Raw genomic sequence first — 23,976 nt, forward strand, 5'->3', positions numbered from 1 at the left:
GGGATTGCCCTACAAGGGTGGCGTTTTCAGACACGTTGATAGCCGTGCTGCCCCCTTCGCTGGCAAGCCAACTCCCACAAGGTTTGTCGGTACACGCCGAACCGGTGGCGGCTGGCTTGCCAGCGAAGGGATCAACCCGATGTCGTTTTTGGAACACTCACACCAGCTTGTGCTCCATCGCATACTTCACCAACTCCGCCAGCGAAGTCACATTCAGCTTCTGCATCAAGCGCGCCTTGTGGGTGCTGATGGTCTTGTTGCTCAGCGCCAGCTGCTGGGCAATGTCGTTGACGTTCGCCCCCTGGGCCAACCGTTCGAACACCGAGAACTCGCGCTCCGACAGCATCGAGTGCAGGGGGCGCGAATCCGTCAGCCCCACCTCGAACACCATGCGGTCGGCCAGGTCCGGATCGATGTAGCGCCCGCCCCCCGCCACCCGGCGAATCGCGGTCAGCAGCAGCGCCGGATCACTGTCCTTGGTCGCGTACCCCGCCGCGCCGATCTTCAGCGCCCGCGCCGCCATCTGCGCTTCGTCATGCATCGACAGCACCAGGATCGCCGGCGGCGCGCTCAACGCGCGAATTCGCGGTATCGCCTCCAGCCCGTTCACCCCCGGCATCGAGATATCCAGCAACACCACCTCGCATTCGGTGTGGCGCAAGGCTTCGAGCAACTGCTCGCCATTGCCGGCCTCGCCCACCACCTGCATGTCCTTGGCCAGGCCGATCAACTGCTTGATGCCCTCGCGCACGATGGTGTGGTCTTCGGCAACCAATACTCGAATCACTGTCAGCTCCTGTCGTTGTTCAGGGGGATGCGTACGCTCAACGTGGTGCCCTCGCCCGGTTCGCTGTCCAGGCGCATGCTGCCGCCCAGCATGAGCACGCGCTCGCGCATGCCCACCAGGCCGAACGAGGTCGGGCGCTGGTCACTCTGCACGAAACCCACGCCGTCGTCGCTGATGGTCAGGCACAGCATCGCACCGTCCAGGCCCAGGTTGATCTGCACAGTATGCGCGTGGGCGTGGCGCATGACGTTGGTGAGGGCCTCCTGCAGAATGCGGAACAGGCTGGTGGCCTTGGCGTCGCTGAGCGGCGGCAGGTTGTCCGGTACCTCGACCAGGCACGGGATCTGCGTGCGGGCCTCGAAACGCCGGGCCTGCCACTCGATGGCCGAGGCAATGCCGGCATCCAGAATCGGCGGGCGCAAGGCCGTGGCGACGTCGCGCACCAGCTGGAACAGCTGCGCGATCAGACGCTTCATGCTGCCCAGGCGCTCGTTCAGGCCCGGGTCCAGCCCGGCATAGGCCAGCTCGCACATCGAGGTTTCCAGCTTGAGCACGGTCAGCATCTGCCCGAGCTCATCATGCACCTCGCGGGCGATCCGCGCTTTCTCTTCCTCGCGCACGCTCTCCAGGTGCGCCGACAGTTCGCGCAGCTGCTCCTGGGAGCGCGCCAGTTCCAGCTCGGCGCGCTTGCTCTGGCTGATGTCCCATACCACCCCGTCCCACACCACGCGGCCGTCGCGCAGATTGCGGGTACTGGCCTTGATGTCGGCCCAGCGCTGCTCACCCTGGCGCGTGACGATGCGGCCCTGCCACGACCAGTCCTGGTCGGTGGCCAGCGCCTGGTCCTGCACGCGGTGATAGTCGGCGCGGTCTTCGCTGTGCACCAGGTTGCGCAAGCCCATGTCCGGGTGCTGCAGTTCGATGGGCGAGTAGCCGACCAGGGCCTCGCTGCCTTCGCTGATATAGGGGAACTCCAGGTCGCCGATCGCCGGGTTGCGTTCCAGCCGGAACACCAGCCCCGGCACGTTGCCGGCAATGCCCTTGAGCCGCGCCTCGCTCTCGCGCAGCGCCGCCAGGGCACGGCGGCGCTCGGTGACGTCATTGATGAACACCACCAGGTATTCGGCATCGCGAAAGCGCAAGAAGCTCAACGACACATCCACCGGTACCAGGCTGCCATCGGCGCGCAGGCACTGGGTCTCGAAGCGCTGCGCCGCCTCGTCGCTGGCCCGTGCACGCTTCCACAGGTCCAGCCAGCGGTCCATGTGCAGGTTGGGCTCGATATCGATCAGCGGGCGATCGTTCAGCGCCCCCGAGGTATAGCCGAGCATGTTTTCGACCGCGCGGTTGGCGTAGCGCACATGGCTGTCCCAATGCACCCACAGGATGCCCACGGTGCTCTGGTCGAGGGAGAACTGGCTCAGGCGCAGCGCCTCTTCGCGGGCCAGGCGCTTGGCGATGTTTTCCCGCGCAGCCAGCAGATTGAGTTCCAACTGCTGTTGCTGGCGCCGCTGCCAGATCACGATGAAGACGCAGCTGAAGAACAGCGCCGCGAACAGCAACGCCAGGTTCTGCCAGAACCCCGGTGACTCGCTCAGGCGCGGGTAGCGGGGTTGCAGCCAGCGGTTGTGCAATTGCTCCAGGTCCTTGGCCGGGATGGCCTGCAGGCCGACCTCGATGATGTCGGCCAGTATCGGCCAGTCACGCCGCGAGCCCACCCGCAGCAACTGCGGCAAACCGATGTCGCCCACCACCACCAGATCGCTGAATTCGTTCTCGCGCGACAACCGGCTCAACTGCGCTTCATCCAGCACCGCGTAGCGCACCTGCTCGCTGAGCAACAGCTGCAAGGCCTGGCGCTCGGCCGGCACGCCTTGAAGATTCAGGTTGGAATAGGTCGCGCGCAGATAGTCGGCCAGTGAACTGGGCATGCGCACTGCCACCCGCTCGTTTTCGGCGAGCCGCTCCAGGTCCACTGCCATCGAGCCGTTGCGCGGGCCCACGATCAACTGCGGTACGCGCATGTAGGGGTCGCTGAACAACCAGCGACGCAGGCTGGCCGGGGTCTGGGTCAGCCCTGGCGCCAGGTCGATCTCGCCGCCGGCCAGGGCATGCTCGAGCGCGGCCTGGTCGGGGAAGTTGCGCCACGTCAGGTCCAGGTCCAATGCCCTGCCCAGCCAGTTCATCAGCTCGACGTTGACACCCGACAGCTGCTGCAGGCGCCGGTCGAACTGCGCGAACGGAGCCTGCAACACCAGGCCCACCCGCAAGCTGCGGTGCTGGTCGAGCCATTGCTGTTGCGCCGGGGCCAGGCGTACCGCAGCCGGTACGGATGCCTGCTCCGCGTTCGCCATAAAGGGCCAGCACAAGCAGCCGATAAACAACAGGCAGCGCAAACGCATCATCTTGAATCTCGTCAATGAAGGGACCGCCATCGAACATGGCCGTCGTCGACAAATACCATTAGGCTGCCGGTATCACTCTGGCCTGGATCGATCAATGTTCGTACTCAAACGCACGGCGCTTTCGGCGCTATGCCTGTCCTTGATACTACCTTGTACCGCACAAGTTCTGGCGCAGGAAACGCCGGCCGCCGACGCCGATGCCGCGCCGGCCACGCGCCAGGCGCTGTCCGAGCGCAGCCAAGAAGACGCCCAGGCCCTGGAGCGGCAATTGCCCAAGGACGAGCAGCAAACCCTGCAGGCCGGCAGCGACAGCTTCCTGGCCCTGTGGAAACCTGCCAACACCCCGGCACCCGAAGGCGTGGTGATCATCGTCCCGGGTGCCGGCGAGAGCGCCGACTGGCCACGCACCGTCGGCCCCCTGCGGCGCAAGTTCCCCGATGCAAAGTGGGCCAGTCTGAGCCTGAGCCTGCCGGATCTGCTGGCCGAGAGCCCGGTGGCCCGCAAGGAAACCCCGGCACCGCCCCCGCAACCGGACAAGGACGTGAAGGGCGCACCGGCCAAGGCCACGCCGGCCGATGCCAATGCCAACATCGCCCAGGCCACCGCAGCAGAAACCGAAAACAGCGAAAGCGCCGAAGCGCCCGCCAGTACCGATCCGGCGGCCAGTGAAAAGGCCGACGCCGAGCGTATCTTCGCCCGCCTGGATGCCGCCGTCGCCTACGCACAGCAGCAGAACGCACGCAGCGTGGTGCTGCTGGGCAGCGGCAGCGGTGCCTATTGGTCAGCCCGTTACATCAGCGAACGGCAACCGCCGCAGGTGCAAAAGCTGGTGATGGTCGCTGCGCAGAACCCGGCCCGCGTCGAACACAGCCTCGACAGCCTGGCCGCCACGCTCAAGCTGCCGACCGCCGACTTCTACTATGCCAACCAGGCCGGCGCCAGGCAGGCGGCCGTGAACCGCCTGCAGGCCAGCAAGCGACTCAAGGACAGCAGCTACCACCAGGTCGCCCTGACGGCCATGCCCGGCAACCAGGCTGCCGAGCAGGAGCAACTGTTCCGCCGCATTCGCGGCTGGCTGAGCCCGCAAGCGGTCGACTAGAAGCCGCGCCGCTTGCGTACCACCGCGTAGGCCTGATGCAGGTCGCGGGTACGCTCGGTGGCGTCGCGCACCTGCGCCGGGCTCGCGCCGCTACCCACCAGTTTGTCCGGATGATGCCGGCTGAGCAGGCGCCGGTAGGCCTGCTTGACCTGTACAGGCTCGGTCTCGGGTAACACCCCCAGCAAGCGCAGGGCCTCGGGATAGCTGATGCCCTGATTGCCCAGGGCCGCCCGGTGCGGCTCGTAGTCGCTGGCCAGTGCCTGCACCCGGGTCGTCGACCAGCCCAACTGCTGCCCCCACTGCATCAACAGTTCGCGCTCGTGACGCCCTACCCGGCCATCGGCCCAGACCATGCGCCAGCAGGCACGCAGCAAGCCTTCGGCAGCATGGGGTTGCTGCTTGAGGCGACGCAGGTGCGGATGCAGGCGCTCGCTGCCGCTCTTGCCCCGGTTGAATGCGGCAATCGCGCGCAGACGTGCCGGTTCGCTCATCTCCAGGCGCTGCATTTCCTGACGCGCCTGCTGGATATGTCCGTCGACCACCCGCCCTTCACTCTTGGCCAGGCGCCCAAGCAGCACGAACAGCACTTCGTCGTCGCGCAGCACCGCGCGCCCGCCCAGACGCTCGCGCAGGTGCGCCCAACTGTGCAGTTGCAGACGGCGGTCCATCGCCTGACCGAGCAATGCCCCCAGCAACGCCCCTGGAATGCTGGCGATGGCAAAACCCGCTCCGGCACCAATCACTGTGCTCGGCCACAACATGTCAGCGGCGCTCGGCGAGCAGGCGCTCGACTTCGGCAAGGCGTTCGAGGGTACCCACATCCACCCACTGGCCAGTGAAATGCTCCCCACTGACCAGGCCCTTGGCCATCGCCTGGCGAAACAGCGGTGCCAGCTTGAAGGCGCCGGCCTGGCAACCGTCGAACAGTTCCGGGTGCAGCACGGCGATCCCGCTGTAGGTCAAGGTCGGCGAAACCGCGTCGGCATCCTTGACCTGCCCGGCCTGCAGGCGGAAATCACCTTTGCCGTGATGGCCCGGGTTGTCCACCAGCACCAGGTGCGCCAGCCCGGACAGCGACGCAGGCAGGCGGCTGAAGTCGTACTCGGTCCAGATGTCGCCGTTGATCAGCGCAAAAGGCGCGTCGCCAAGCAGCGGCAGCGCCTTGTAGATCCCGCCACCGGTTTCCAGTGGTTCGCCTTCGGCGGAATAGCGGATGCTCAGGCCCAGTTGCGCGCCATCGCCCAGGTGCTCTTCGATCTGCTGTCCCAGCCAGGCATGATTGATCACCACCTCGGTGAAGCCCGCCCTCGCCAGGGCGCGCAGGTGATACTCGATCAACGGCACGCCGGCCACCGGCACCAGCGGCTTGGGTGTATGCAGGGTCAGCGGGCGCATGCGCTCGCCCTTGCCTGCGGCCAGAATCATCGCCTTCATGCGCGCGCCCCGCCTGCGGCCTGCAGGCTGTCGATCAGTTCATCCAGCTCGGCCAGCTCAGGGCGGCGGGCGATCACTTCATCTATATAAGCAAAGAACCGCGGCACATCGGCCAGGTAGCGCGGCTTGCCGTCACGGTGGCAGATGCGCGCGAAGATGCCGATCACCTTGAGGTGGCGCTGCACGCCCATCAGGTCGCTGGCACGCTGGAAGTCCTCGAAATCGGCCTGCACCGGAACGCCCAGAGCCTGCGCCCGCTGCCAGTAGTCCTTGAGCCAGCCCTCCACCCGTGCCTGCGGCCAACTGAGGAAGGCATCCTTGAACAGACAGGTGATGTCGTAGGTCACCGGGCCGTACACCGCATCCTGGAAATCCAGCACGCCCGGGTTGGGCACACTCTGCATCAGGTTGCGCGGCATATAGTCACGGTGCACCAGCACCTTGGGCTGGGCCAGGGCGCTGTCGATCAGCAGGGTGCTGATGCGTTGCCAGGCCGCCTGCTGCTCATTGTTCATCTGCAGGCCCAGTTCACGGCCCACGTACCACTCTGGGAACAGCTCCAGCTCACGGCGCAGCAGGGCCACGTCATAACTGGGCAACGGCGCCTGCATCGGCAGTTGCTGGAAGGCCAGCAGCGCCTGGATGGCATCGTCGAACAGGCCATCGGCGTTGTCGCTGGTGATCACATCGAGGTAGGTGTGGTTGCCCAGATCACTCAGCAGCAGGAAGCCGCGCTCGAGATCCTGAGCGTGAATTTGCGGCACATTGACCTCGGCGCTGGCCAATAAATGAGCAATTTCCACAAAAGGCCGGCAGTTTTCCTGCGGCGGCGGGGCATCCATCACAATAAAACTGCGTCCTTCGGCGGCCCAGCGGAAGTAGCGGCGAAAGCTCGCGTCGCTGCTGGCAGCGGTCAGGCAGCCCGCTGGAACCGGACCCCAGCCCTGTTTATGGAAAAGATTTGCCAGCTGTTCGGCCAGCCATACATTCAGGTGTTGCAGGCGTACATCATGTTCGGGCATTACATGGGTCTCCGACGGCCCTAGCCGTCAAGCGGGTCATGCTTTATTATCCAGCATCTTTTTCAGACCATCGAGAGGCGTGCGGCCCCACACGCGGGCAGATGGCACGCAGGAAGCCCGGACTAATAAGATGGCATTGAAATCCCCCGCGTTTCGTAAAAAATTCCCGTTGCTCGTCACCGGCGGTCTGCTGGCGATGCAACCCCTGGCCACGTCGTACGTGGTGGCTGCCGAGCAGTTCGACTGCCAAGTTTCCGCTGCCGGAGGTTGGGACTGCAAGCCCAAGACCAGCACCGCGAACCTGCCACCACGCCCTGTGCATGACGGTGCGGCGGTCAGCTCGACCGGCGAAACGCCTGCCCAGAGCGCCGACGGCAGTGCCGAAGCGGCGGGCAAGGGCCCAGCACTCGTCACCGAAACCAAGGGGCGCGGCCTGAAGGCACGCAGCGCCGACTACAGCCATCTGGACTGGGTACCACGCGATCAGCTGACCCCTGCCCAGCTCGCCGAAGCCGGCCCGTATTGCTCCGGTGCCTACATCGAGCCAACCCGTCCGGGCATGGATGACACCACGCCCAAGGACGAGGCGCCGACCTTCATCGGTGCCAAGGTATCGCGCTACCAGCAGGAGCAGCAGATCGCCACCCTCGCCGGTGACGTGGTGATGCGCCAGGGCAGCATGCAGGTCGAGGCCGACGAGGCCAATCTGTATCAGGCCGAGAACCGTGGCGAACTGAGCGGCAACGTGAAGATCCGCGACAATGGTTCGCTGGTGGTTGGCGATCACGCCGACATCCAGCTCGACACCGGTGAAGCCAAGGTCGACAACGCCGAGTACGTGATGCACAAGTCGCGTATCCGCGGTAACGCGCTGTACGCCAAGCGTGCCGAAAACGCGATCATTCGCCTCAAGGACGGTACCTACACCACCTGCGAGCCGAACAGCAACGCCTGGCAGCTCAAGGGCAACAACATCACACTGAACCCGGCCACCGGCTTCGGTACCGCGACCAACGTCACCCTGCGGGTCAAGGATGTACCGGTGTTCTACACCCCGTACATCTACTTCCCGATCGATGACCGTCGCCAGTCCGGCTTCCTGCCGCCATCGTTCAGTACCAGCAGCGACACCGGCTTCATGCTGGTCACGCCGTACTACTTCAACCTGGCACCGAACTACGACGCCACCTTGTATCCACGCTACATGGCCAAGCGCGGCCTGTTGATGGAAGGCGAGTTCCGCTACCTGACCAAGTCCAGCGAAGGGCAGTTCGGTGGTGCGTGGCTGAATGACGAGGAGGACGAGCGCAAGCGCCAGTCCGACTACAAGGAAAAACGCTGGCTGATCAACTGGCAGCACAAGGGTGGCCTGGACGAGCGCCTGATGACCGAGGTCGATTACACCGACATCAGCGATCCGTACTATTTCCAGGATCTGGAATCGGATCAGATCGGCGTACAGAGCCAGGACTACATCAACCAGCAAGGTGCGTTGACCTATCGAGGCGACGATTACACTGCGCGGTTGAATGTGCAGGACTACAAGCTGGCGACCATCAGCAAGATCACTCCCTATGGCCGTTTGCCGCAGGTTACCTTCGGAGGCAAACTCCCCTATCAGCCGGGCGGCCTGAACATCGCCTACAATACCGAGTTTGTGCGTTTCGATCGTGATCTGCGTAAAGGTAACTTCGTGGACGAAAATGGCGTGTCAGCCCCATGGTATGACACACGTGTACGTGGCCTAGCTCGATCCAACGGCGATCGTATCAACTTGGCACCGTCAATCAGCCTTCCGCTGAACGCCTCGTTTGGCTATGTCAAGCCGTCGTTGAAATACGTTTACACCAACTACCAACTCGATCTTGACCAACGCGGCAAAGATACCCTCGCCGCCAACGAAGAGTTCAGTAGTTCACAAGACCGCAGCGTGCCGATCTTTAGTGTCGATAGCGGGCTTTATTTTGATCGTGATACCCAGTGGTTTGGCAAGGACTACCGTCAAACTCTGGAACCTCGCCTCTTCTATCTGTACGTACCTTACAAGGACCAGACGGACATTCCAGTGTTCGATACTGGTGAGTCGGTTTTCAGCTACTCGTCGCTATTCCGAGAAAACCGCTTCAGCGGCTCAGATCGTATCGGCGACGAAAATAAGCTGTCACTCGGTATCACTAATCGCTGGATAGAAGATAGCGGATTCGAACGTCAGCGTTTCAGCATTGGCCAGGCCCTCTACTTTAAAGACCGTAAAGTCCAGCTGCCACGTATTGACTACCGCACCCGCACCGACTCACATTCGAATGTGTCGCCTTACGCGCTGGAGTATCAATACAATTTCAACCGCGACTGGCGCTTCAACTCCGACTTCAACTGGGATCCGGACAGCCGCAGCACTCGCTCGGGTAGCGCGATGTTCCACTACCAGCCGGAAGACAATGTCAACAAAATCGTCAATCTTGGCTATCGCTACCGCAATGACCTGGTCCGCTATGACCAGAGCACCGGTCTTTGGCAGGTAGGTGGCGGCGACTACGGCACACCTGGCACTCCGAACTACGTGAAGGACTACTACAAGATCCAGCAACATGACTTCTCCGTCATGTGGCCGATCGTTCCGCAGTGGACTGCAATCGCCCGCTGGCAGCACGACTACAACCGCAACCGCACCCTGGAAGCCATGGGCGGTTTCGAGTACGACAACTGCTGCTGGAAGCTGCGTCTGATCAACCGCTACTGGATCGATTACGACGAATACAGCCAGGACGCACCCTCCAACGAAAAAGGCGACCATGGGATCTTCCTGCAGATCGTGCTGAAAGGCCTCGGTGGTGTAGTGGGTAAAAAGGTCGAAACTTTCCTCGACGAAGGCATTCAAGGTTACCGTGCACGTGAAGACCAAGCTTATTGACTGTCTGCGCCCGCTGATGCTGGGCGCTGTATTACTGAGCAGCACCGCGCACGCCGCGGTGCAGACCCTGGACAAGGTGGTGGCCATCGTCGACAACGACGTGGTCATGCAAAGCCAGCTGGACCAGCGCGTGCGCGAGGTCGAACAGACCATCGCCAAGCGCGGCGGCGCCACACCTCCGCCCGGCGTGCTCGACCAGCAGGTGCTGGAGCGCCTGATCGTGGAAAACCTGCAACTGCAGATTGGCGATCGTTCCGGCATCCGCATCACCGACGAAGAACTCAACCAGGCCATGGACACCATTGCCCAGCGCAACGGCATGAACATGAGCCAGTTCCGTGCGGCCCTGGCCCATGACGGCCTGTCGTTCGATGACGCCCGCGAGCAGGTCCGTCGCGAGATGATCATCAGCCGCGTGCGCCAGCGCCGGGTAGCCGAACGCATCCAGGTTTCGGAACAGGAAGTGAAGAACTTCCTCGCCTCGGACCTGGGCAAGATGCAGTTGTCCGAAGAGTTCCGCCTGGCCAACATCCTGATCCCGACCCCGGAAAGCGCCAACTCGGCGGCTATCCAGGCGGCTGGCCAGCAAGCGGCCGCGATCTACCAGCAGCTCAAGCAAGGCGCCGACTTCGCCCAGCTGGCGACTGCCCGTTCGGCCAGCGAGAACGCACTGGAAGGTGGCGAGATGGGCTGGCGCAAGGCCGCCCAGCTGCCACCTCCTTTCGATCGCCTGCTCAGCACCATGGCTGTGGGTGACGTCACCGAGCCTGTACGCACACCGGGTGGCTTCATCATCCTGAAGCTGCAGGAAAAGCGCGGCGGCCAGACACAGCTGCGCGACGAAGTGCATGTTCGCCACATCCTGATCAAGCCAAGCGAAGTGCGCAGCGAAGCCGCCACCCAGCAACTGGCGGAAAAGCTCTATGAACGCATCAGCGCCGGCGAAGATTTCGCCGAGCTGGCGAAGAGCTTCTCCGAAGATCCGGGTTCAGCGCTCAATGGCGGCGACCTCAACTGGGTCGATCCGAACGCACTGGTACCCGAGTTCCGCGAAGTCATGGCCAGCACCCCTCAGGGTCAGCTGTCCAAGCCGTTCCAGACCCAATACGGCTGGCACGTACTGGAAGTCCTGGGCCGTCGCTCCACCGACAGCACCGAACAGGCACGCGAGCAGCAAGCCATGAACGTGCTGCGCAACCGCAAGTACGACGAAGAGCTGCAAAGCTGGCTGCGTCAGATCCGCGACGAAGCCTATGTTGAAATCAAGCTTCCTGGCGCCGACCAGGCAGCCCAGTGAAACACCAGCGCTTCGCCCTGACACCCGGCGAGCCGGCCGGCATAGGACCTGACCTGTGCCTGCTGCTCGCCGAGCACGCCCAGCCCCACCCCCTGATCGCCATTACCAGTCGTGACCTGCTCGTCGAGCGGGCCGCGCAACTGGGCGTGGCCGTCACGCTGCTGCCTGTCAGCCCCGACGCCTTCCCGGATGCGCCTGCCCCTGCGGGCAGCCTGTACGTGTGGGACACGCCGCTGGCAAGCCGGGTAGTCGCCGGGCAGCTGGACAAACGCAACGCCGCCTTCGTACTGCAAACCCTGACCCGTGCGGGCCAGGGCTGCCTTGACGGGCACTTTGCCGGGATGATCACCGCGCCCGTGCACAAGGGCGTGATCAACGAAAGCGGCATTGCGTTTTCCGGGCATACCGAATTCCTCGCCGAGCTGACCCACACCACGCAAGTGGTGATGATGCTTGCCACCCGCGGGCTGCGCGTGGCCCTGGTGACCACGCACCTGCCGCTGCGCGCAGTGGCCGACGCCATCACCGCCGAACGCCTGGAGCGGGTCACGCGGATCCTGCATGCCGACCTGCAGAGCAAGTTCGGCATCGCCCAGCCACGCATCCTGGTGTGCGGGCTCAACCCGCATGCGGGTGAAGGCGGCCACCTGGGCAGCGAAGAAATAGACATCATCGAACCGACATTGGCGCGCCTGCGCAGCGAAGGCATGGACCTGCGCGGCCCGTTGCCTGCCGACACCCTGTTTACCCCCAAATATCTGGAGCACTGCGACGCAGTGCTGGCGATGTACCACGACCAGGGCCTGCCGGTGCTCAAGTACAAGGGCTTCGGCGCCGCCTTGAACGTTACCCTGGGCCTGCCGATCATTCGCACATCGGTGGACCACGGCACTGCCCTGGACCTTGCCGGCACCGGCAGGATCGACACCGGCAGCCTGCAGGTAGCACTGGAAACCGCCTACCAGATGGCCGAGACCCATTTATGACCGAGCAATACCAACACAAGGCGCGCAAGCGCTTCGGCCAGAACTTTCTGCACGACGCCGGCGTCATCGACCGCATCCTGCGCTCGATCAGCGCCAAGGCAGGTGAGCGCCTGCTGGAAATCGGTCCGGGCCAGGGCGCCCTGACCCAGGGCCTGCTCAACAGCGGCGGCCAGCTGGATGTGGTGGAACTGGACAAGGACCTGGTACCGATCCTCAACCAGCAGTTCGCCGGCCGTGACAACTTCCGCCTGCACCAGGGCGATGCGCTCAAGTTCGACTTCACCAGCCTGGGCGCTGCGCCGCGCAGCCTGCGGGTGGTCGGCAACCTGCCGTACAACATCTCCACCCCACTGATCTTTCACCTGCTGGCCAACGCCGAGCTGATCCGCGACATGCACTTCATGCTGCAGAAGGAAGTGGTCGAGCGCCTGGCCGCCGGCCCGGGCGGTGGCGACTGGGGCCGCCTGTCGATCATGGTGCAGTACCACTGCCGCGTGGAACACCTGTTCAACGTCGGCCCGGGGGCGTTCAACCCACCGCCCAAGGTCGATTCGGCCATCGTGCGCCTGGTACCCCACACCACCCTGCCGCACCCGGCAAAGGATCATCGCCTGCTCGAGCGCATCGTGCGCGAAGCGTTCAACCAGCGCCGCAAGACACTGCGCAACACCTTGAAGGCCCTGCTCAGCAGCGACGAGATCGCCGCCGCCGGTGTCGATGGCAGCCTGCGCCCCGAGCAACTGGACCTGGCCGCCTTCGTGCGCCTGGCCGACAAGCTGGCCGAACAGCCGCAGTAACACCTGATAACGGCCGGTCATGCCCGCATGACTGGCCGGCAACCCCGCCGATAGCCTAGACTGATGCCATTGCCGTATTCGCGTCTGTTGCCAAGGCCCTCTTGAATGTCCGATCCCCGCTATCAGGTCGACGTCGACGTCGTCACCCGCTTCCTCAAAGAACATTCCGATCCCGAAAACGACCGCTTTGCCTTTGCCTATACCATTACCGTGCACAACAACGGTTCGGTGGCGGCCAAGCTGATGTCGCGTCACTGGCTCATCACCAATGGCGATGGCCAGGTGGAAGAGGTCAAGGGCGCCGGGGTGATCGGCCAGCAGCCTCTGATCGAGCCTGGCCAGAGCCACACCTACAGCAGTGGTGCCGTGCTAAGCACCCAGGTGGGCACCATGGAAGGCAGCTATCAGATGTTCGCCGAGGATGGCATCCGTTTCGAGGCCCCGATCAAGGCGTTCCGCCTGGCCGTACCCGGGTCGCTGCACTGATGGCGGTGTATGCCGTCGGCGATCTCCAGGGCTGCCTGCAACCGCTCAAATGCCTGCTCGAGCGGGTGAACTTCAACCCGTCGGTCGACCGCCTGTGGCTGGTCGGCGATCTGGTCAACCGCGGCCCCGAGTCGCTGGAAACCCTGCGCTATCTGTACGCCATGCGCGACTCGCTGGTGTGCGTGCTGGGCAACCACGACCTGCACCTGCTGGCCGCCTGGCACAACATCGAGCGCCTGAAGAAAAGCGACACCCTGCGCGAGATTCTCGATGCCCCGGATGCCGACGAACTGCTCGACTGGCTGCGCCGGCAAAAGCTGCTGCATTACGACGAGCAGCGCGGCGTGGCGATGGTGCATGCCGGCATTCCACCGCAGTGGACCCTGGGCAAGGCGCTGGAGCTGGCTGGCGAGGTCGAAGAAGTGCTACGCGATGACAATCGGCTCAAGCTCTATCTGGACGGCATGTACGGCAACGAGCCGAACAAGTGGAACAAGAACCTGGGCGGGGTCGAACGCCTGCGGGTCATCACCAATTATTTCACCCGCATGCGCTTCTGCACCGCCGAGGGCAAACTGGACCTCAAGGGCAAGGAAGGCGCCGACACCGCCCCACCCGGCTACAAACCGTGGTTCGCCCACAAGGGCCGTCGCTCGCGTCACGTGAAGATCATCTTTGGACACTGGGCAGCCCTCGAGGGCCGCTGCACCGAGCCAGGCGTGTACGCACTGGATACCGGCTGCGTGTGGGGCGGTGCGATGACCCTGTTCAATGTCGATACCGGCCAGTACCACCGCTGCGAGTGCACCGAAGAAGGCACCGTACGCCCGCTGGCCAGCCCCGTGCAACCGGCTAGAATAGCCGATCAATCCTGAAGGACCCGCCCATGAGCGAATTCAAACGTATCCCTCCAGAGCAGGCTCAGGCGCTGCGTGCGCAAGGCGCCGTGGTGGTCGATATCCGCGACCAGCCCACCTTTGCCAACGGCCACATCACCGGCGCCCGCCACCTGGACAACCAGTCGGTCGCCGATTTCATCCGCGGCGCCGACCTCGACGCCCCCACCGTGGTGGTCTGCTACCACGGCAACTCCAGCCAGAGCGCGGCCGCGTATCTGGTCAGCCAGGGTTTTTCCGACGTCTACAGCCTCGACGGCGGCTTCGAGCTGTGGCGCGCCACCTTCCCGGCAGAAACCGCCCAGGGCTCTGCCGAATAATTTTTTTGTTGGCCTGCAGCCCGCGCCCTGCGCGGGCTCGCGCCAGACCAGACGAACGGTCGTGGCGAACTAATCGCCCAACCGCCCTTGACCTCGCCGATTACCAACTATCCTTAAGCCCAGGCCATCCAAAAAGGGGAGAGCCGGTACACCGGCGTGCGGGTCATCGGTAAGGTTCCAAGGGTGTTCTGGGGGGTATACAGCAGGCGGCAGTGCCGTCTGCATGCCAGCATCAACTGATCGATCCGACGTCGGCTCCACGTATCGAGCGAGGTGACGTCATGAGTATTTTTAGCCACTTCCAACAACGTTTCGAGTCCACCCGTCAGGAAGAGCTCTCGCTGCAGGAGTATCTTGAGCTCTGCAAGCAGGACCGTAGTGCCTATGCGTCGGCGGCCGAACGCCTGTTGATGGCTATTGGTGAGCCGGAACTGGTCGACACGTCGAACAATTCGCGGCTGTCGCGGATCTTCTCCAACAAGGTGATCCGGCGCTACCCCGCCTTCGAAGACTTCCATGGCATGGAAGAATGCATCGACCAGATCGTTTCCTACTTCCGCCATGCCGCACAGGGCCTGGAGGAAAAGAAACAGATCCTCTACCTGCTCGGCCCGGTGGGTGGCGGCAAGTCGTCCCTGGCTGAAAAACTCAAGCAACTGATGGAAAAGGTGCCCTTCTACGCCATCAAGGGCTCGCCGGTGTTCGAGTCCCCGCTGGGGCTGTTCAACGCCACCGAGGACGGCGCCATCCTCGAAGAGGACTTCGGCATCCCGCGCCGCTACCTGAACACCATCATGTCGCCCTGGGCGACCAAGCGCCTGGCCGAGTTCGGCGGCGACATCAGCCAGTTCAAGGTGGTCAAGCTCTACCCCTCGATCCTCAACCAGATCGCCGTGGCCAAGACCGAGCCGGGCGACGAGAACAACCAGGACATCTCGGCGCTGGTGGGCAAGGTCGATATCCGCAAGCTCGAGGAATTCCCGCAGAACGACGCCGACGCCTACAGCTATTCGGGCGCACTGTGCCGGGCCAACCAGGGCCTGATGGAATTCGTCGAGATGTTCAAGGCACCGATCAAGGTCCTGCACCCGCTGCTCACCGCCACCCAGGAGGGCAACTACAACAGCACCGAGGGCCTCGGCGCCATCCCCTACTCCGGGATTCTGCTGGCCCACTCCAACGAATCGGAATGGCACAGCTTTCGCAACAACAAGAACAACGAGGCGTTCATCGACCGGATCTACATCGTCAAGGTGCCGTACTGCCTGCGCGTGAGCGACGAGATCAAGATCTACGACAAGCTGCTGTTCAACAGCTCCCTGGCCAAGGCCCACTGCGCACCCGACACCCTGAAGATGCTGGCCCAGTTCACGGTGCTGTCGCGCCTCAAGGAGCCGGAGAACTCGAACATCTACTCCAAGATGCGCGTGTATGACGGCGAGAACCTCAAGGACACCGATCCGAAGGCCAAGTCGATCCAGGAGTACCGCGACTCGGCCGGTGTCGACGAAGGCATGAACGGTCTGTCGACCCGCTTCGCCTTCAAGATCCTGTCCAAGGTGTTCAACTTCGACCCCCATGAAATCGCGGCCAACCCGGTGCACCTGCTGTACGTGCTGGAGCAGCAGATCGAACAGGAACAGTTCCCGGCCGAGGTGCGCGAGCGCTACCTGCGCTACCTCAAGGAATACCTGGCACCGCGCTACATCGAATTCATCGGCAAGGAAATCCAGACCGCCTACCTGGAGTCCTACAGCGAATACGGGCAGAACATCTTCGACCGTTATGTGCTGTACGCCGACTTCTGGATTCAGGACCAGGAGTACCGCGACCCCGAAACCGGCGAGATCCTCAACCGCATCGCCCTCAACGAGGAGCTGGAGAAGATCGAGAAACCGGCTGGCATCAGCAATCCGAAGGATTTCCGCAACGAGATCGTCAACTTCGTGCTGCGCGCCCGGGCCAACAACAACGGCAAGAACCCGACCTGGCTGAGCTACGAAAAACTGCGGGTGGTGATCGAGAAGAAAATGTTCTCCAACACCGAAGACCTGCTGCCGGTCATCAGCTTCAACGCCAAGGCGAGCAAGGAGGACCAGCAGAAGCACAACGACTTCGTTACGCGAATGGTCGAACGCGGCTACACGGACAAACAGGTCCGGCTGCTCTCGGAATGGTACCTGCGGGTCAGGAAATCGCAATAAGCGGCAAGCGTCAGGCTGTCAACTGCAAGCCCGGAGTATGCGCCGGGCCTGCAGCGACAGCGCTGCCCATCTTGAAGCTAGAAGCTTGAAGCTTGCAGCTAATGCCTACTCCCGGAGGGGCCTATGAGCTATGTGATCGACCGACGCCTGAACGGCAAGAACAAGAGCACGGTCAACCGCCAGCGCTTTCTGCGGCGTTACCGTGACCACATCAAGAAGGCCGTCGAAGAGGCCGTGAGCCGTCGCTCCATCACCGACATGGAGCATGGCGAGCAGATCAGCATTCCTGGCCGGGATATCGACGAACCGGTACTGCACCATGGACGCGGCGGCAAGCAGACCGTCGTACACCCGGGCAACAAGGAGTTCACCGCCGGCGAGCATATCGCGCGTCCGCAGGGCGGCGGTGGAGGCGGCGGCAAGGGCAAGGCCGGCAATTCCGGCGAAGGCATGGACGAGTTCGTCTTCCAGATCACCCAGGAAGAATTCCTCGAGTTCATGTTCGAAGACCTCGAGCTGCCCAACCTGGTCAAGCGTCACCTGACCGGCACCGACACCTTCAAGACCGTGCGCGCGGGCATCAGCAATGAAGGCAACCCGTCGCGCATCAATATCATCCGCACCCTGCGCTCAGCCCATGCGCGGCGCATTGCACTGTCGGGCAGCAGCCGCGCCAAACTGCGCGCCGCCCAGGAAGAGCTGGCACGCCTGAAGCGCGAAGAGCCGGACAACTTCGGCGATATCCAGGAAATCGAAGGGGAAATAGAACGTCTGAGTGCACGTATCCACCGCGTACCCTTTCTCGACACCTTCGACCTCAAGTACAACCTGCTGGTCAAGCAGCCCAACCCCAGTTCCAAGGCCGTGATGTTCTGTCTGATGGACGTGTCCGGCTCCATGACCCAGGCCACCAAGGACATCGCCAAGCGTTTCTTCATCCTGCTGTACCTGTTCCTGAAGCGAAACTACGACAAGATCGAGGTGGTGTTCATCCGCCATCACACCAGCGCGCGCGAAGTGGATGAGGAAGAGTTCTTCTATTCCCGCGAGACGGGCGGCACCATCGTCTCCAGCGCCCTGAAACTGATGCAGGAAATCATGGCCGAGCGCTATCAGGCCAGCGAATGGAACATCTACGCGGCCCAGGCTTCGGACGGTGACAACTGGAATGACGACTCGCCCATCTGCCGCGAGATCCTCACCAAGCAGATCATGCCGTTCGTGCAGTACTACACTTACGTCGAGATCACCCCTCGCGAGCACCAGGCCTTGTGGTTCGAATACGAACGCATCGGCGAAGCCTTCGCCGATACCTTCGCCCAGCAGCAGCTGGTGTCGGCCGGCGATATCTACCCGGTCTTCCGTGAACTCTTCCAGCGCAGGTTAGCCACATGACCGCCAGAGAGCAGAAGCGCCAACCCCTTTCCACCGGGTCCGAGTGGACGTTCGAGCTGATCCAGGCATACGACCGCGAAATCAGTCGCCTGGCCGAGCGCTACGCCCTGGACACCTACCCCAACCAGATCGAGGTGATTACCGCCGAGCAGATGATGGACGCCTATGCGTCGGTCGGCATGCCGCTGGGCTATCACCACTGGTCCTACGGCAAGCATTTCCTGAGCACAGAAAAATCGTACAGCCGCGGCCAGATGGGCCTGGCCTACGAAATCGTGATCAACTCCGACCCCTGCATCGCCTACCTGATGGAGGAGAACACCATCTGCATGCAGGCGCTGGTGGTGGCGCACGCGTGCTACGGGCACAACAGCTTCTTCAAGGGCAACTACCTGTTCCGCACCTGGACCGACGCCAGCTCGATCATCGACTATTTGGTGTTCGCCAAGCAGTACATCACCCAGTGCGAGGAGCGCCACGGCATCGACGCGGTGGAAGACCTGCTGGACTCCTGTCATGCCCTGATGAACTACGGCGTCGACCGCTACAAGCGGCCCTACCCGATCTCCGCCGAAGAAGAGCGTCGCCGCCAGAAGGACCGCGAAGAACACCTGCAAAAGCAGATCAACGACCTGTGGCGCACCATTCCCAAGGGCACCGACAAGTACAACGAGAAAGACAACGCGCGCTTCCCGGCCGAACCGCAGGAAAACATCCTGTACTTCATCGAGAAGCACGCCCCGCTGCTCGAACCCTGGCAACGCGAGATCGTGCGCATCGTGCGCAAGATCGCACAGTACTTCTACCCGCAACGCCAGACCCAGGTGATGAACGAAGGCTGGGCGACCTTCTGGCACTACACCCTGATGAACGACCTGTACGACGAAGGCCTCGTGACCGAGGGCTTCATGATGGAGTTTCTGCAGTCGCACACCAGCGTGGTGTTCCAGCCAGGCTTCGACAGCCCCTATTACAGCGGCATCAACCCCTATGCCCTGGGTTTTGCCATGTACCGCGACATCCGGCGCATGTGCGAGCACCCCACAGAGGAAGACCGCCGGTGGTTCCCCGAGATTGCCGGCAGCGACTGGCTGTCGACCATCAAGTTCGCCATGAGCAGCTTCAAGGACGAGAGCTTCATCCTGCAGTACCTGTCGCCCACGGTGATTCGCGACCTCAAGCTGTTCAGCATCCTGGACGACGACCAGAAGGACGACCTGCTGGTACCGGCCATCCACGACGAAGCAGGCTACCGCACCATCCGCGAGATCCTGGCCGCGCAATACAACCTGGGCAACCGCGAACCCAACGTGCAGATCTGGAGCATAGACCGGCGTGGCGACCGCTCGCTGACGCTGCGTCACCAGCAACATGACCGCAAACCGCTGGGCGACTCCACCGACGAGGTGCTCAAGCACCTGCACCGCCTGTGGGGCTTCGACATCCATCTGGAGACCCTGCAAGGCGACCAGGTGATGAAGACCCACCACGTCCCCCCAAAGGGCGAACACGGCGAAGGTGACTACGGACGGCTGGACCTGGCTGTCGTCCACCTGTAGCCGCCCGCGCCAACCTCCGTTGTGGCCAGACAGGGTATCCTGTGGCCTCAACGGAGGTTTTTTCATGCAGATCTATAAAGTCGGTGGTGCCGTGCGCGACCGCCTGCTGGGCAGGCCGGTCACCGATATCGACTGGGTGGTGGTGGGTGCGACGGTCGAGCAGATGCAGGCCCAGGGCTACCGTCCGGTGGGGGCCGACTTCCCCGTCTTCCTTCACCCTCACAGCGGTGAAGAATATGCACTGGCGCGTACGGAGCGCAAAAGCGGGCGCGGCTATGGCGGCTTCACCTTCCATGCCAGCCCCGAGGTCACACTGGAAGAAGACCTGGTGCGGCGCGACCTGACCATCAATGCAATGGCCGAGGACGAACAGGGCCGGATCACCGACCCGTACAAGGGCCAGCAGGATCTCCAAGACCGGATTTTACGCCACGTTTCCCCCGCGTTCGCCGAAGATCCCCTGCGTGTGCTGCGCGTAGCGCGTTTCGCCGCGCGCTATGCCGGGCTGGGTTTCCAGGTAGCCCCCGAAACCCTCGCACTGATGCGCGAGCTGAGCGAGTCGGGTGAACTGCAAGCCCTTACCGCCGAGCGCAGCTGGAAGGAAATCGCCCGCGCCCTGATGGAAGAGCAACCCCAGGTGTTCATTCAGGTGCTGCGTGATTGCGGGGCACTGAAGCAGTTGATGCCCGAACTCGACGTGCTGTTCGGCGTTCCGCAACCTGCGGCGCATCATCCTGAAATCGACACCGGCGTGCATACCCTGTCGGTGCTGGAGCAGGCGGCCCGTCACAACCAGCCGCTGACGGTACGCTGGGCCTGCCTGCTGCATGACCTGGGCAAAGGCCTGACCCCCGAAGAGGAGTGGCCGCGGCATATCGCCCATGAGCACCGCGGGCTGAAGGCGATCAAGGCGGTCAACCAGCGCTTCAAGGTACCGCGCGACTGCCAGGAACTGGCCTTGCTGGTGGGCGAGTACCATACCCATGGCCACCGGGCCCTGGAGCTGAAGGCATCGACCTTGCTGGAGTTGCTGCAGCGCTTCGACGTGTACCGGCGCCCGCAACGCTTTGAAGAGTTCATCGCCGCGTGCGAGATGGACGCGCGCGGGCGACTGGGGTTGGAGGAGCGTGATTATCCACAGGCCACCTACCTGCGTGGCGCAGCAGATGCCGCGCGGGCAGTGGCGGTGCAGCCACTGGTAGAGAAGGGCTTTGCCGGCCAGGGCCTGGGCGAGGCGATCAAGCGCGAGCGGCTGAATGCGCTCAAGGCCTACAAGGAAAGCGCCAAACCCTGAATAGTTAGGCCGGCAAGGGCGGCGATTCCTGATTGCCGCCCCTGACCGTCAGTCCAGCGGCAGCGCCTTGCCATTCCAGGTGAATGGCACCGGTTCGAGTACCTGGTCGATCTGCGCCTGCTGCCACAACTGGGCCATGCTCTTGCCTGCTCCAGGGTGCACGAGTTCCGGCGCGATCAACGACAATGGCCACAAGACGAACGCATTCTTGAGAATTTCGGCCCTTGGCAACACCAGGCCGTCGAAACTGCCGTGCAGGTCACCATACATCAGCACGTCGATATCCAGCGGCAGCCCCTTGCGATCCGGAGCATAACGGCCGTTGTCGGCCTCGATGAACTTCAGGCGACGGTCCAGTTCAAGCAATGGCAGGTCGGTCAGGCCGGTGACCACCAGATTGAAAAACGGCCCGCTCTTGATGCCCACCGCCTGGCTTTCGAACACCGTCGAGCAGCGCATGTCCCTGAGCATCGCAGCCAGCGCATCGAGCCCGGCGCCGAGGTGCCGCTCGCGCTCGATGTTGCTGCCAAGGCCTAGGTATACCGGGGTCAGAGACATCCGCGCTCGATCTCCACGCCCACCCCGCTTGCCGCCGCGATGGCGCCAGGCTTGGTCAGCTTCAGTTGCAGCCAGGGAATCTGGAACTCGTCCATCAGCACCTTGGCCAGGCGTTCGGCGAACGTCTCGACCAGCTCATAGCTGGCCTGTTCGGCAAATGCCTGGATACGTGCCGTGACGCTGGCATAGTCCAGGGCCAGGCTCAGGTCGTCGCCGGCCGCCGCCGGGCGATTGTCCCAGGCGAACCGCAGGTCCAGGCGCAGGCACTGGCGAATACCGCGTTCCCAGTCATAGGCGCCGATCACGGTGTCGACTTCCAGCCCTTCGATGAACACTCTGTCCAAGCACTTCTCTCCACAGCACGACAAGGGCGCCTTGCGCCGCTAGAATCAGGGCGTCCTCGCCCGGAATAGTTAGCATGTTTTGGTTACTGGCGTCGCTCGCCTACCTGCTCGGCTCGCTGTCCTTCGCCATCGTTCTCAGCCGCCTGAGCGGCAGCCCCGACCCGCGTGCCTGCGGCTCAGGCAATGCCGGCGCCACCAACATGCTGCGTCTGGCAGGCCGCAAGCTGGCGATCCTGACCCTGCTTGGCGACCTGTGCAAGGGCCTGTTGCCCGTGCTGATCGCCAGCCTGGTCGGCCTCAACGAGCAGCAGCAGGCCTGGATAGGCCTGTGCGCGGTGGTCGGCCACCTGTTTCCGCTGTACTTCCGCTTTCGCGGCGGCAAGGGCGTGGCCACTGCCGCCGGCGTGCTGCTGGGGCTCTACCCCCCGGCCGCCCTGCTGGCCATCAGCGCATGGCTGCTGACCTTCTACCTGACCCGCACCAGCTCGCTGGCCGCCTTGATCGCAACGCCCCTGGCCCTGCCCCTGCTGGCCTGGCGCGAGCCCGAGGCGCTTCTGCCGATGAGCGTGCTGACCGTGCTCATCGTATGGCGCCATCGCGGCAATCTACGCGACCTTTTTGCCGGGCGCGAACGGCATTTCTGAGGCGTTCACATGAGCGGCGCTCATGCTCACAGCCCCTGCAACTGCTCCATCGGCCAGCGTGCCTGCACGCTGATCGCCAGGGTTTCCCGCTGCCCGGCCGCCAGACGCTGGCACCCGGCATAGGCGATCATCGCGCCGTTGTCGGTGCAGAACTCGGGGCGCGCGTAGTACACATTGCCCTTGAGCCCGGCCAGCATCTCCTCCAGCGAGGCACGCAGGGCCTTGTTGGCACTCACCCCACCTGCGATCACCAGGCGCTTGAGCCCGGCCTGCTTGAGGGCGCGCTTGCACTTGATGGTCAAAGTCTCCACCACCGCCTGCTGGAACGCCAGAGCGATGTCGCAACGGGTCTGCTCGGTGTCGTCCCCGGTACGCTGGCACTGCTGCCAGGTGTTCAGGGCAAAGGTCTTCAGGCCGCTGAAGCTGAAATCCAGGCCCGGACGATCGGTCATCGGCCGCGGGAACACGAACCGACCCGGCACGCCCTGCAGCGCCAGGCGCGCGATCTCCGGGCCACCGGGATAGTTCAGGCCCATCATCTTGGCCGTCTTGTCAAACGCTTCGCCGGCCGCATCATCGAGGGACTCGCCAAGCAGTTCGTACTGGCCGATGCCATCCACACGTACCAACTGCGTATGGCCGCCCGACACCAGCAAGGCGACGAACGGAAATTCCGGCGGTTGCGCCTCGAGCATCGGTGCCAGCAGGTGGCCCTCCATGTGGTGCACGCCCAGGGCCGGGATGCCCCAGGCAAAGGCCAGCGCCTGGGCGCACGAAGCCCCCACCAGCAGCGCCCCGACCAGGCCAGGGCCTGCCGTGTAGGCGATGGCGTCGATCTCGGTGGCCACGCAGTCGGCCTGGGCCAGCACCTGGCGGATCAACGGCAGCATGCGCTTGACGTGATCACGCGAGGCCAGCTCCGGCACAACCCCGCCATACGCGCGGTGCAGGTCGATCTGACTGAACAGTGCATCGGCCAGCAGGCCGCGTTCGCTGTCGTATAATGCGACACCAGTTTCGTCGCAGGATGTTTCCAATCCCAGTACTAGCATGGGTTTGCGCCTTGTTGGGGCTGAATTCGAAGGCGCGCATGATAGTCCTCGCTCCCGGTGCCGACCAGCGGTTTTCGATCAGAGGCTTTGCATTCAGGCCAGCTAAGGGTTAACATCCGCAACCCTTAAAAACCGACGTTCTCCAGTGCACATATTTGCCACGAGTTCGTTGACCCCCGGTAATGAATGAAGGTAGCTCTGGATGCCAGCCGTCAAAGTTAAAGAGAACGAACCCTTCGACGTAGCTCTGCGTCGTTTCAAGCGCTCCTGCGAAAAAGCCGGTGTACTGGCTGAAGTTCGTAGCCGCGAATTTTACGAGAAGCCAACTTCCGAGCGTAAGCGCAAGGCAGCAGCCGCTGTCAAACGCCACGCCAAGAAAGTTCAGCGCGAACAGCGCCGCGCCGTTCGTCTGTACTGATTACAGACGTTCGTCGCCAGCTTCTGCCATGCCCGGTGCAAGCCGGGCTGTCGGCAGTTGATGCTGTT

The 23,976-nt window shown here is 63.2% G+C and carries 22 protein-coding genes; 14 read left to right on the forward strand and 8 right to left on the reverse strand.

The genetic code is table 11. The features are described from left to right. Positions 1–157: 157 nt before the first annotated feature. Together FW760_RS05160 and FW760_RS05165 are read right to left on the reverse strand one after the other, a co-directional pair. Positions 158–787 carry a response regulator gene (locus FW760_RS05160; RefSeq protein WP_043863764.1) on the reverse strand — a complete coding sequence of 210 codons (630 nt, stop codon included), beginning with the start codon at positions 785–787 and terminating at the stop codon, positions 158–160. A 2-nt stretch (positions 788–789) separates the two neighbouring features. Further along, positions 790–3,192: a PAS domain-containing sensor histidine kinase gene (locus tag FW760_RS05165; RefSeq protein WP_100634758.1), complete on the reverse strand. Its 2,403-nt coding sequence runs from the start codon at positions 3,190–3,192 to the stop codon at positions 790–792. 94 nt (positions 3,193–3,286) lie between these two features. On the opposite strand from FW760_RS05165, the gene FW760_RS05170 reads away from it, so the two are divergent. Next, the gene (locus FW760_RS05170; RefSeq protein WP_100634759.1) at positions 3,287–4,291 is read left to right on the forward strand and encodes an alpha/beta hydrolase family protein; all 1,005 of its coding nucleotides are present in this window, start codon (positions 3,287–3,289) and stop codon (positions 4,289–4,291) included. Here FW760_RS05170 and FW760_RS05175 read toward each other — a convergent pair. From FW760_RS05175 to FW760_RS05185, 3 genes are read right to left on the reverse strand one after another with little or no spacing between them, the layout of a single operon-like run. After that, a complete protein-coding gene (locus FW760_RS05175; RefSeq protein WP_043863761.1) occupies positions 4,288–5,052 on the reverse strand; it encodes a TerB family tellurite resistance protein in 765 nt (254 codons plus the stop codon). The genes FW760_RS05170 and FW760_RS05175 overlap by 4 nt on opposite strands. Before the next feature lies 1 nt (position 5,053). Continuing rightward, complete coding sequence (murU, locus tag FW760_RS05180) at positions 5,054–5,725, reverse strand: N-acetylmuramate alpha-1-phosphate uridylyltransferase MurU (protein ID WP_043863760.1); 672 nt, start codon at positions 5,723–5,725, stop codon at positions 5,054–5,056. After that, the gene (locus FW760_RS05185) at positions 5,722–6,747 is read right to left on the reverse strand and encodes an aminoglycoside phosphotransferase family protein (RefSeq protein ID WP_058541836.1); all 1,026 of its coding nucleotides are present in this window, start codon (positions 6,745–6,747) and stop codon (positions 5,722–5,724) included. Before FW760_RS05185 ends, murU begins: the two co-directional genes overlap by 4 nt. A 130-nt stretch (positions 6,748–6,877) precedes the next feature. Between FW760_RS05185 and FW760_RS05190 the strand changes: the two genes are divergently transcribed. The 11 genes from FW760_RS05190 to FW760_RS05240 all read left to right on the forward strand — a co-directional run bounded on the left by FW760_RS05190 (position 6,878) and on the right by FW760_RS05240 (position 20,892). Next, positions 6,878–9,658, forward strand: a complete 2,781-nt coding sequence (locus tag FW760_RS05190; RefSeq protein WP_116052336.1) for an LPS-assembly protein LptD — start codon at positions 6,878–6,880, stop codon at positions 9,656–9,658. Further along, on the forward strand, positions 9,639–10,955 hold the full coding sequence (locus tag FW760_RS05195; protein WP_043863757.1) for a peptidylprolyl isomerase: 1,317 nt from the start codon (positions 9,639–9,641) through the stop codon (positions 10,953–10,955). The genes FW760_RS05190 and FW760_RS05195 overlap by 20 nt, the downstream gene beginning before the upstream one ends. Beyond that, complete coding sequence (pdxA, locus tag FW760_RS05200) at positions 10,952–11,941, forward strand: 4-hydroxythreonine-4-phosphate dehydrogenase PdxA (RefSeq protein ID WP_116052337.1); 990 nt, start codon at positions 10,952–10,954, stop codon at positions 11,939–11,941. Before FW760_RS05195 ends, pdxA begins: the two co-directional genes overlap by 4 nt. Then, positions 11,938–12,738, forward strand: a complete 801-nt coding sequence (rsmA, locus tag FW760_RS05205) for a 16S rRNA (adenine(1518)-N(6)/adenine(1519)-N(6))-dimethyltransferase RsmA (protein ID WP_043863755.1) — start codon at positions 11,938–11,940, stop codon at positions 12,736–12,738. The genes pdxA and rsmA overlap by 4 nt, the downstream gene beginning before the upstream one ends. Before the next feature lie 105 nt (positions 12,739–12,843). Next, on the forward strand, positions 12,844–13,224 hold the full coding sequence (gene apaG / locus FW760_RS05210; RefSeq protein ID WP_043863754.1) for a Co2+/Mg2+ efflux protein ApaG: 381 nt from the start codon (positions 12,844–12,846) through the stop codon (positions 13,222–13,224). Then, the gene (locus FW760_RS05215; protein WP_116052338.1) at positions 13,224–14,099 is read left to right on the forward strand and encodes a symmetrical bis(5'-nucleosyl)-tetraphosphatase; all 876 of its coding nucleotides are present in this window, start codon (positions 13,224–13,226) and stop codon (positions 14,097–14,099) included. Before apaG ends, FW760_RS05215 begins: the two co-directional genes overlap by 1 nt. A gap of 11 nt (positions 14,100–14,110) precedes the next feature. Next, complete coding sequence (gene glpE, locus FW760_RS05220) at positions 14,111–14,440, forward strand: thiosulfate sulfurtransferase GlpE (RefSeq protein ID WP_043863752.1); 330 nt, start codon at positions 14,111–14,113, stop codon at positions 14,438–14,440. 281 nt (positions 14,441–14,721) lie between these two features. Further along, a complete protein-coding gene (locus tag FW760_RS05225) occupies positions 14,722–16,644 on the forward strand; it encodes a PrkA family serine protein kinase (protein WP_043863751.1) in 1,923 nt (640 codons plus the stop codon). 123 nt (positions 16,645–16,767) lie between these two features. Then, complete coding sequence (locus FW760_RS05230) at positions 16,768–18,039, forward strand: YeaH/YhbH family protein (protein WP_043863750.1); 1,272 nt, start codon at positions 16,768–16,770, stop codon at positions 18,037–18,039. Continuing rightward, positions 18,036–19,598 carry a SpoVR family protein gene (locus FW760_RS05235; protein ID WP_043863749.1) on the forward strand — a complete coding sequence of 521 codons (1,563 nt, stop codon included), beginning with the start codon at positions 18,036–18,038 and terminating at the stop codon, positions 19,596–19,598. Before FW760_RS05230 ends, FW760_RS05235 begins: the two co-directional genes overlap by 4 nt. Positions 19,599–19,662: 64 nt before the next feature. Continuing rightward, entirely contained in the window at positions 19,663–20,892 is a 1,230-nt protein-coding gene (locus FW760_RS05240) for a multifunctional CCA addition/repair protein (RefSeq protein WP_236177190.1), read from the forward strand. 48 nt (positions 20,893–20,940) lie between these two features. Here FW760_RS05240 and folK read toward each other — a convergent pair whose 3' ends face one another. Next, on the reverse strand, positions 20,941–21,450 hold the full coding sequence (gene folK / locus FW760_RS05245; protein WP_043863747.1) for a 2-amino-4-hydroxy-6-hydroxymethyldihydropteridine diphosphokinase: 510 nt from the start codon (positions 21,448–21,450) through the stop codon (positions 20,941–20,943). Beyond that, positions 21,441–21,794, reverse strand: a complete 354-nt coding sequence (gene folB / locus FW760_RS05250; protein ID WP_043863746.1) for a dihydroneopterin aldolase — start codon at positions 21,792–21,794, stop codon at positions 21,441–21,443. The genes folK and folB overlap by 10 nt, the downstream gene beginning before the upstream one ends. 74 nt (positions 21,795–21,868) lie before the next feature. On the opposite strand from folB, the gene plsY reads away from it, so the two are divergent. After that, on the forward strand, positions 21,869–22,438 hold the full coding sequence (gene plsY / locus FW760_RS05255) for a glycerol-3-phosphate 1-O-acyltransferase PlsY (RefSeq protein WP_043863745.1): 570 nt from the start codon (positions 21,869–21,871) through the stop codon (positions 22,436–22,438). Between the two features lie 26 nt (positions 22,439–22,464). Here plsY and tsaD read toward each other — a convergent pair whose 3' ends face one another. Continuing rightward, complete coding sequence (tsaD, locus tag FW760_RS05260) at positions 22,465–23,490, reverse strand: tRNA (adenosine(37)-N6)-threonylcarbamoyltransferase complex transferase subunit TsaD (RefSeq protein ID WP_446443676.1); 1,026 nt, start codon at positions 23,488–23,490, stop codon at positions 22,465–22,467. 202 nt (positions 23,491–23,692) lie between these two features. On the opposite strand from tsaD, the gene rpsU reads away from it, so the two are divergent. Further along, on the forward strand, positions 23,693–23,908 hold the full coding sequence (rpsU, locus tag FW760_RS05265; protein WP_002551877.1) for a 30S ribosomal protein S21: 216 nt from the start codon (positions 23,693–23,695) through the stop codon (positions 23,906–23,908). Positions 23,909–23,976 lie beyond the last annotated feature (68 nt).

The sequence above is a fragment of the Pseudomonas sp. 1176_21 genome (genome assembly GCF_052850635.1).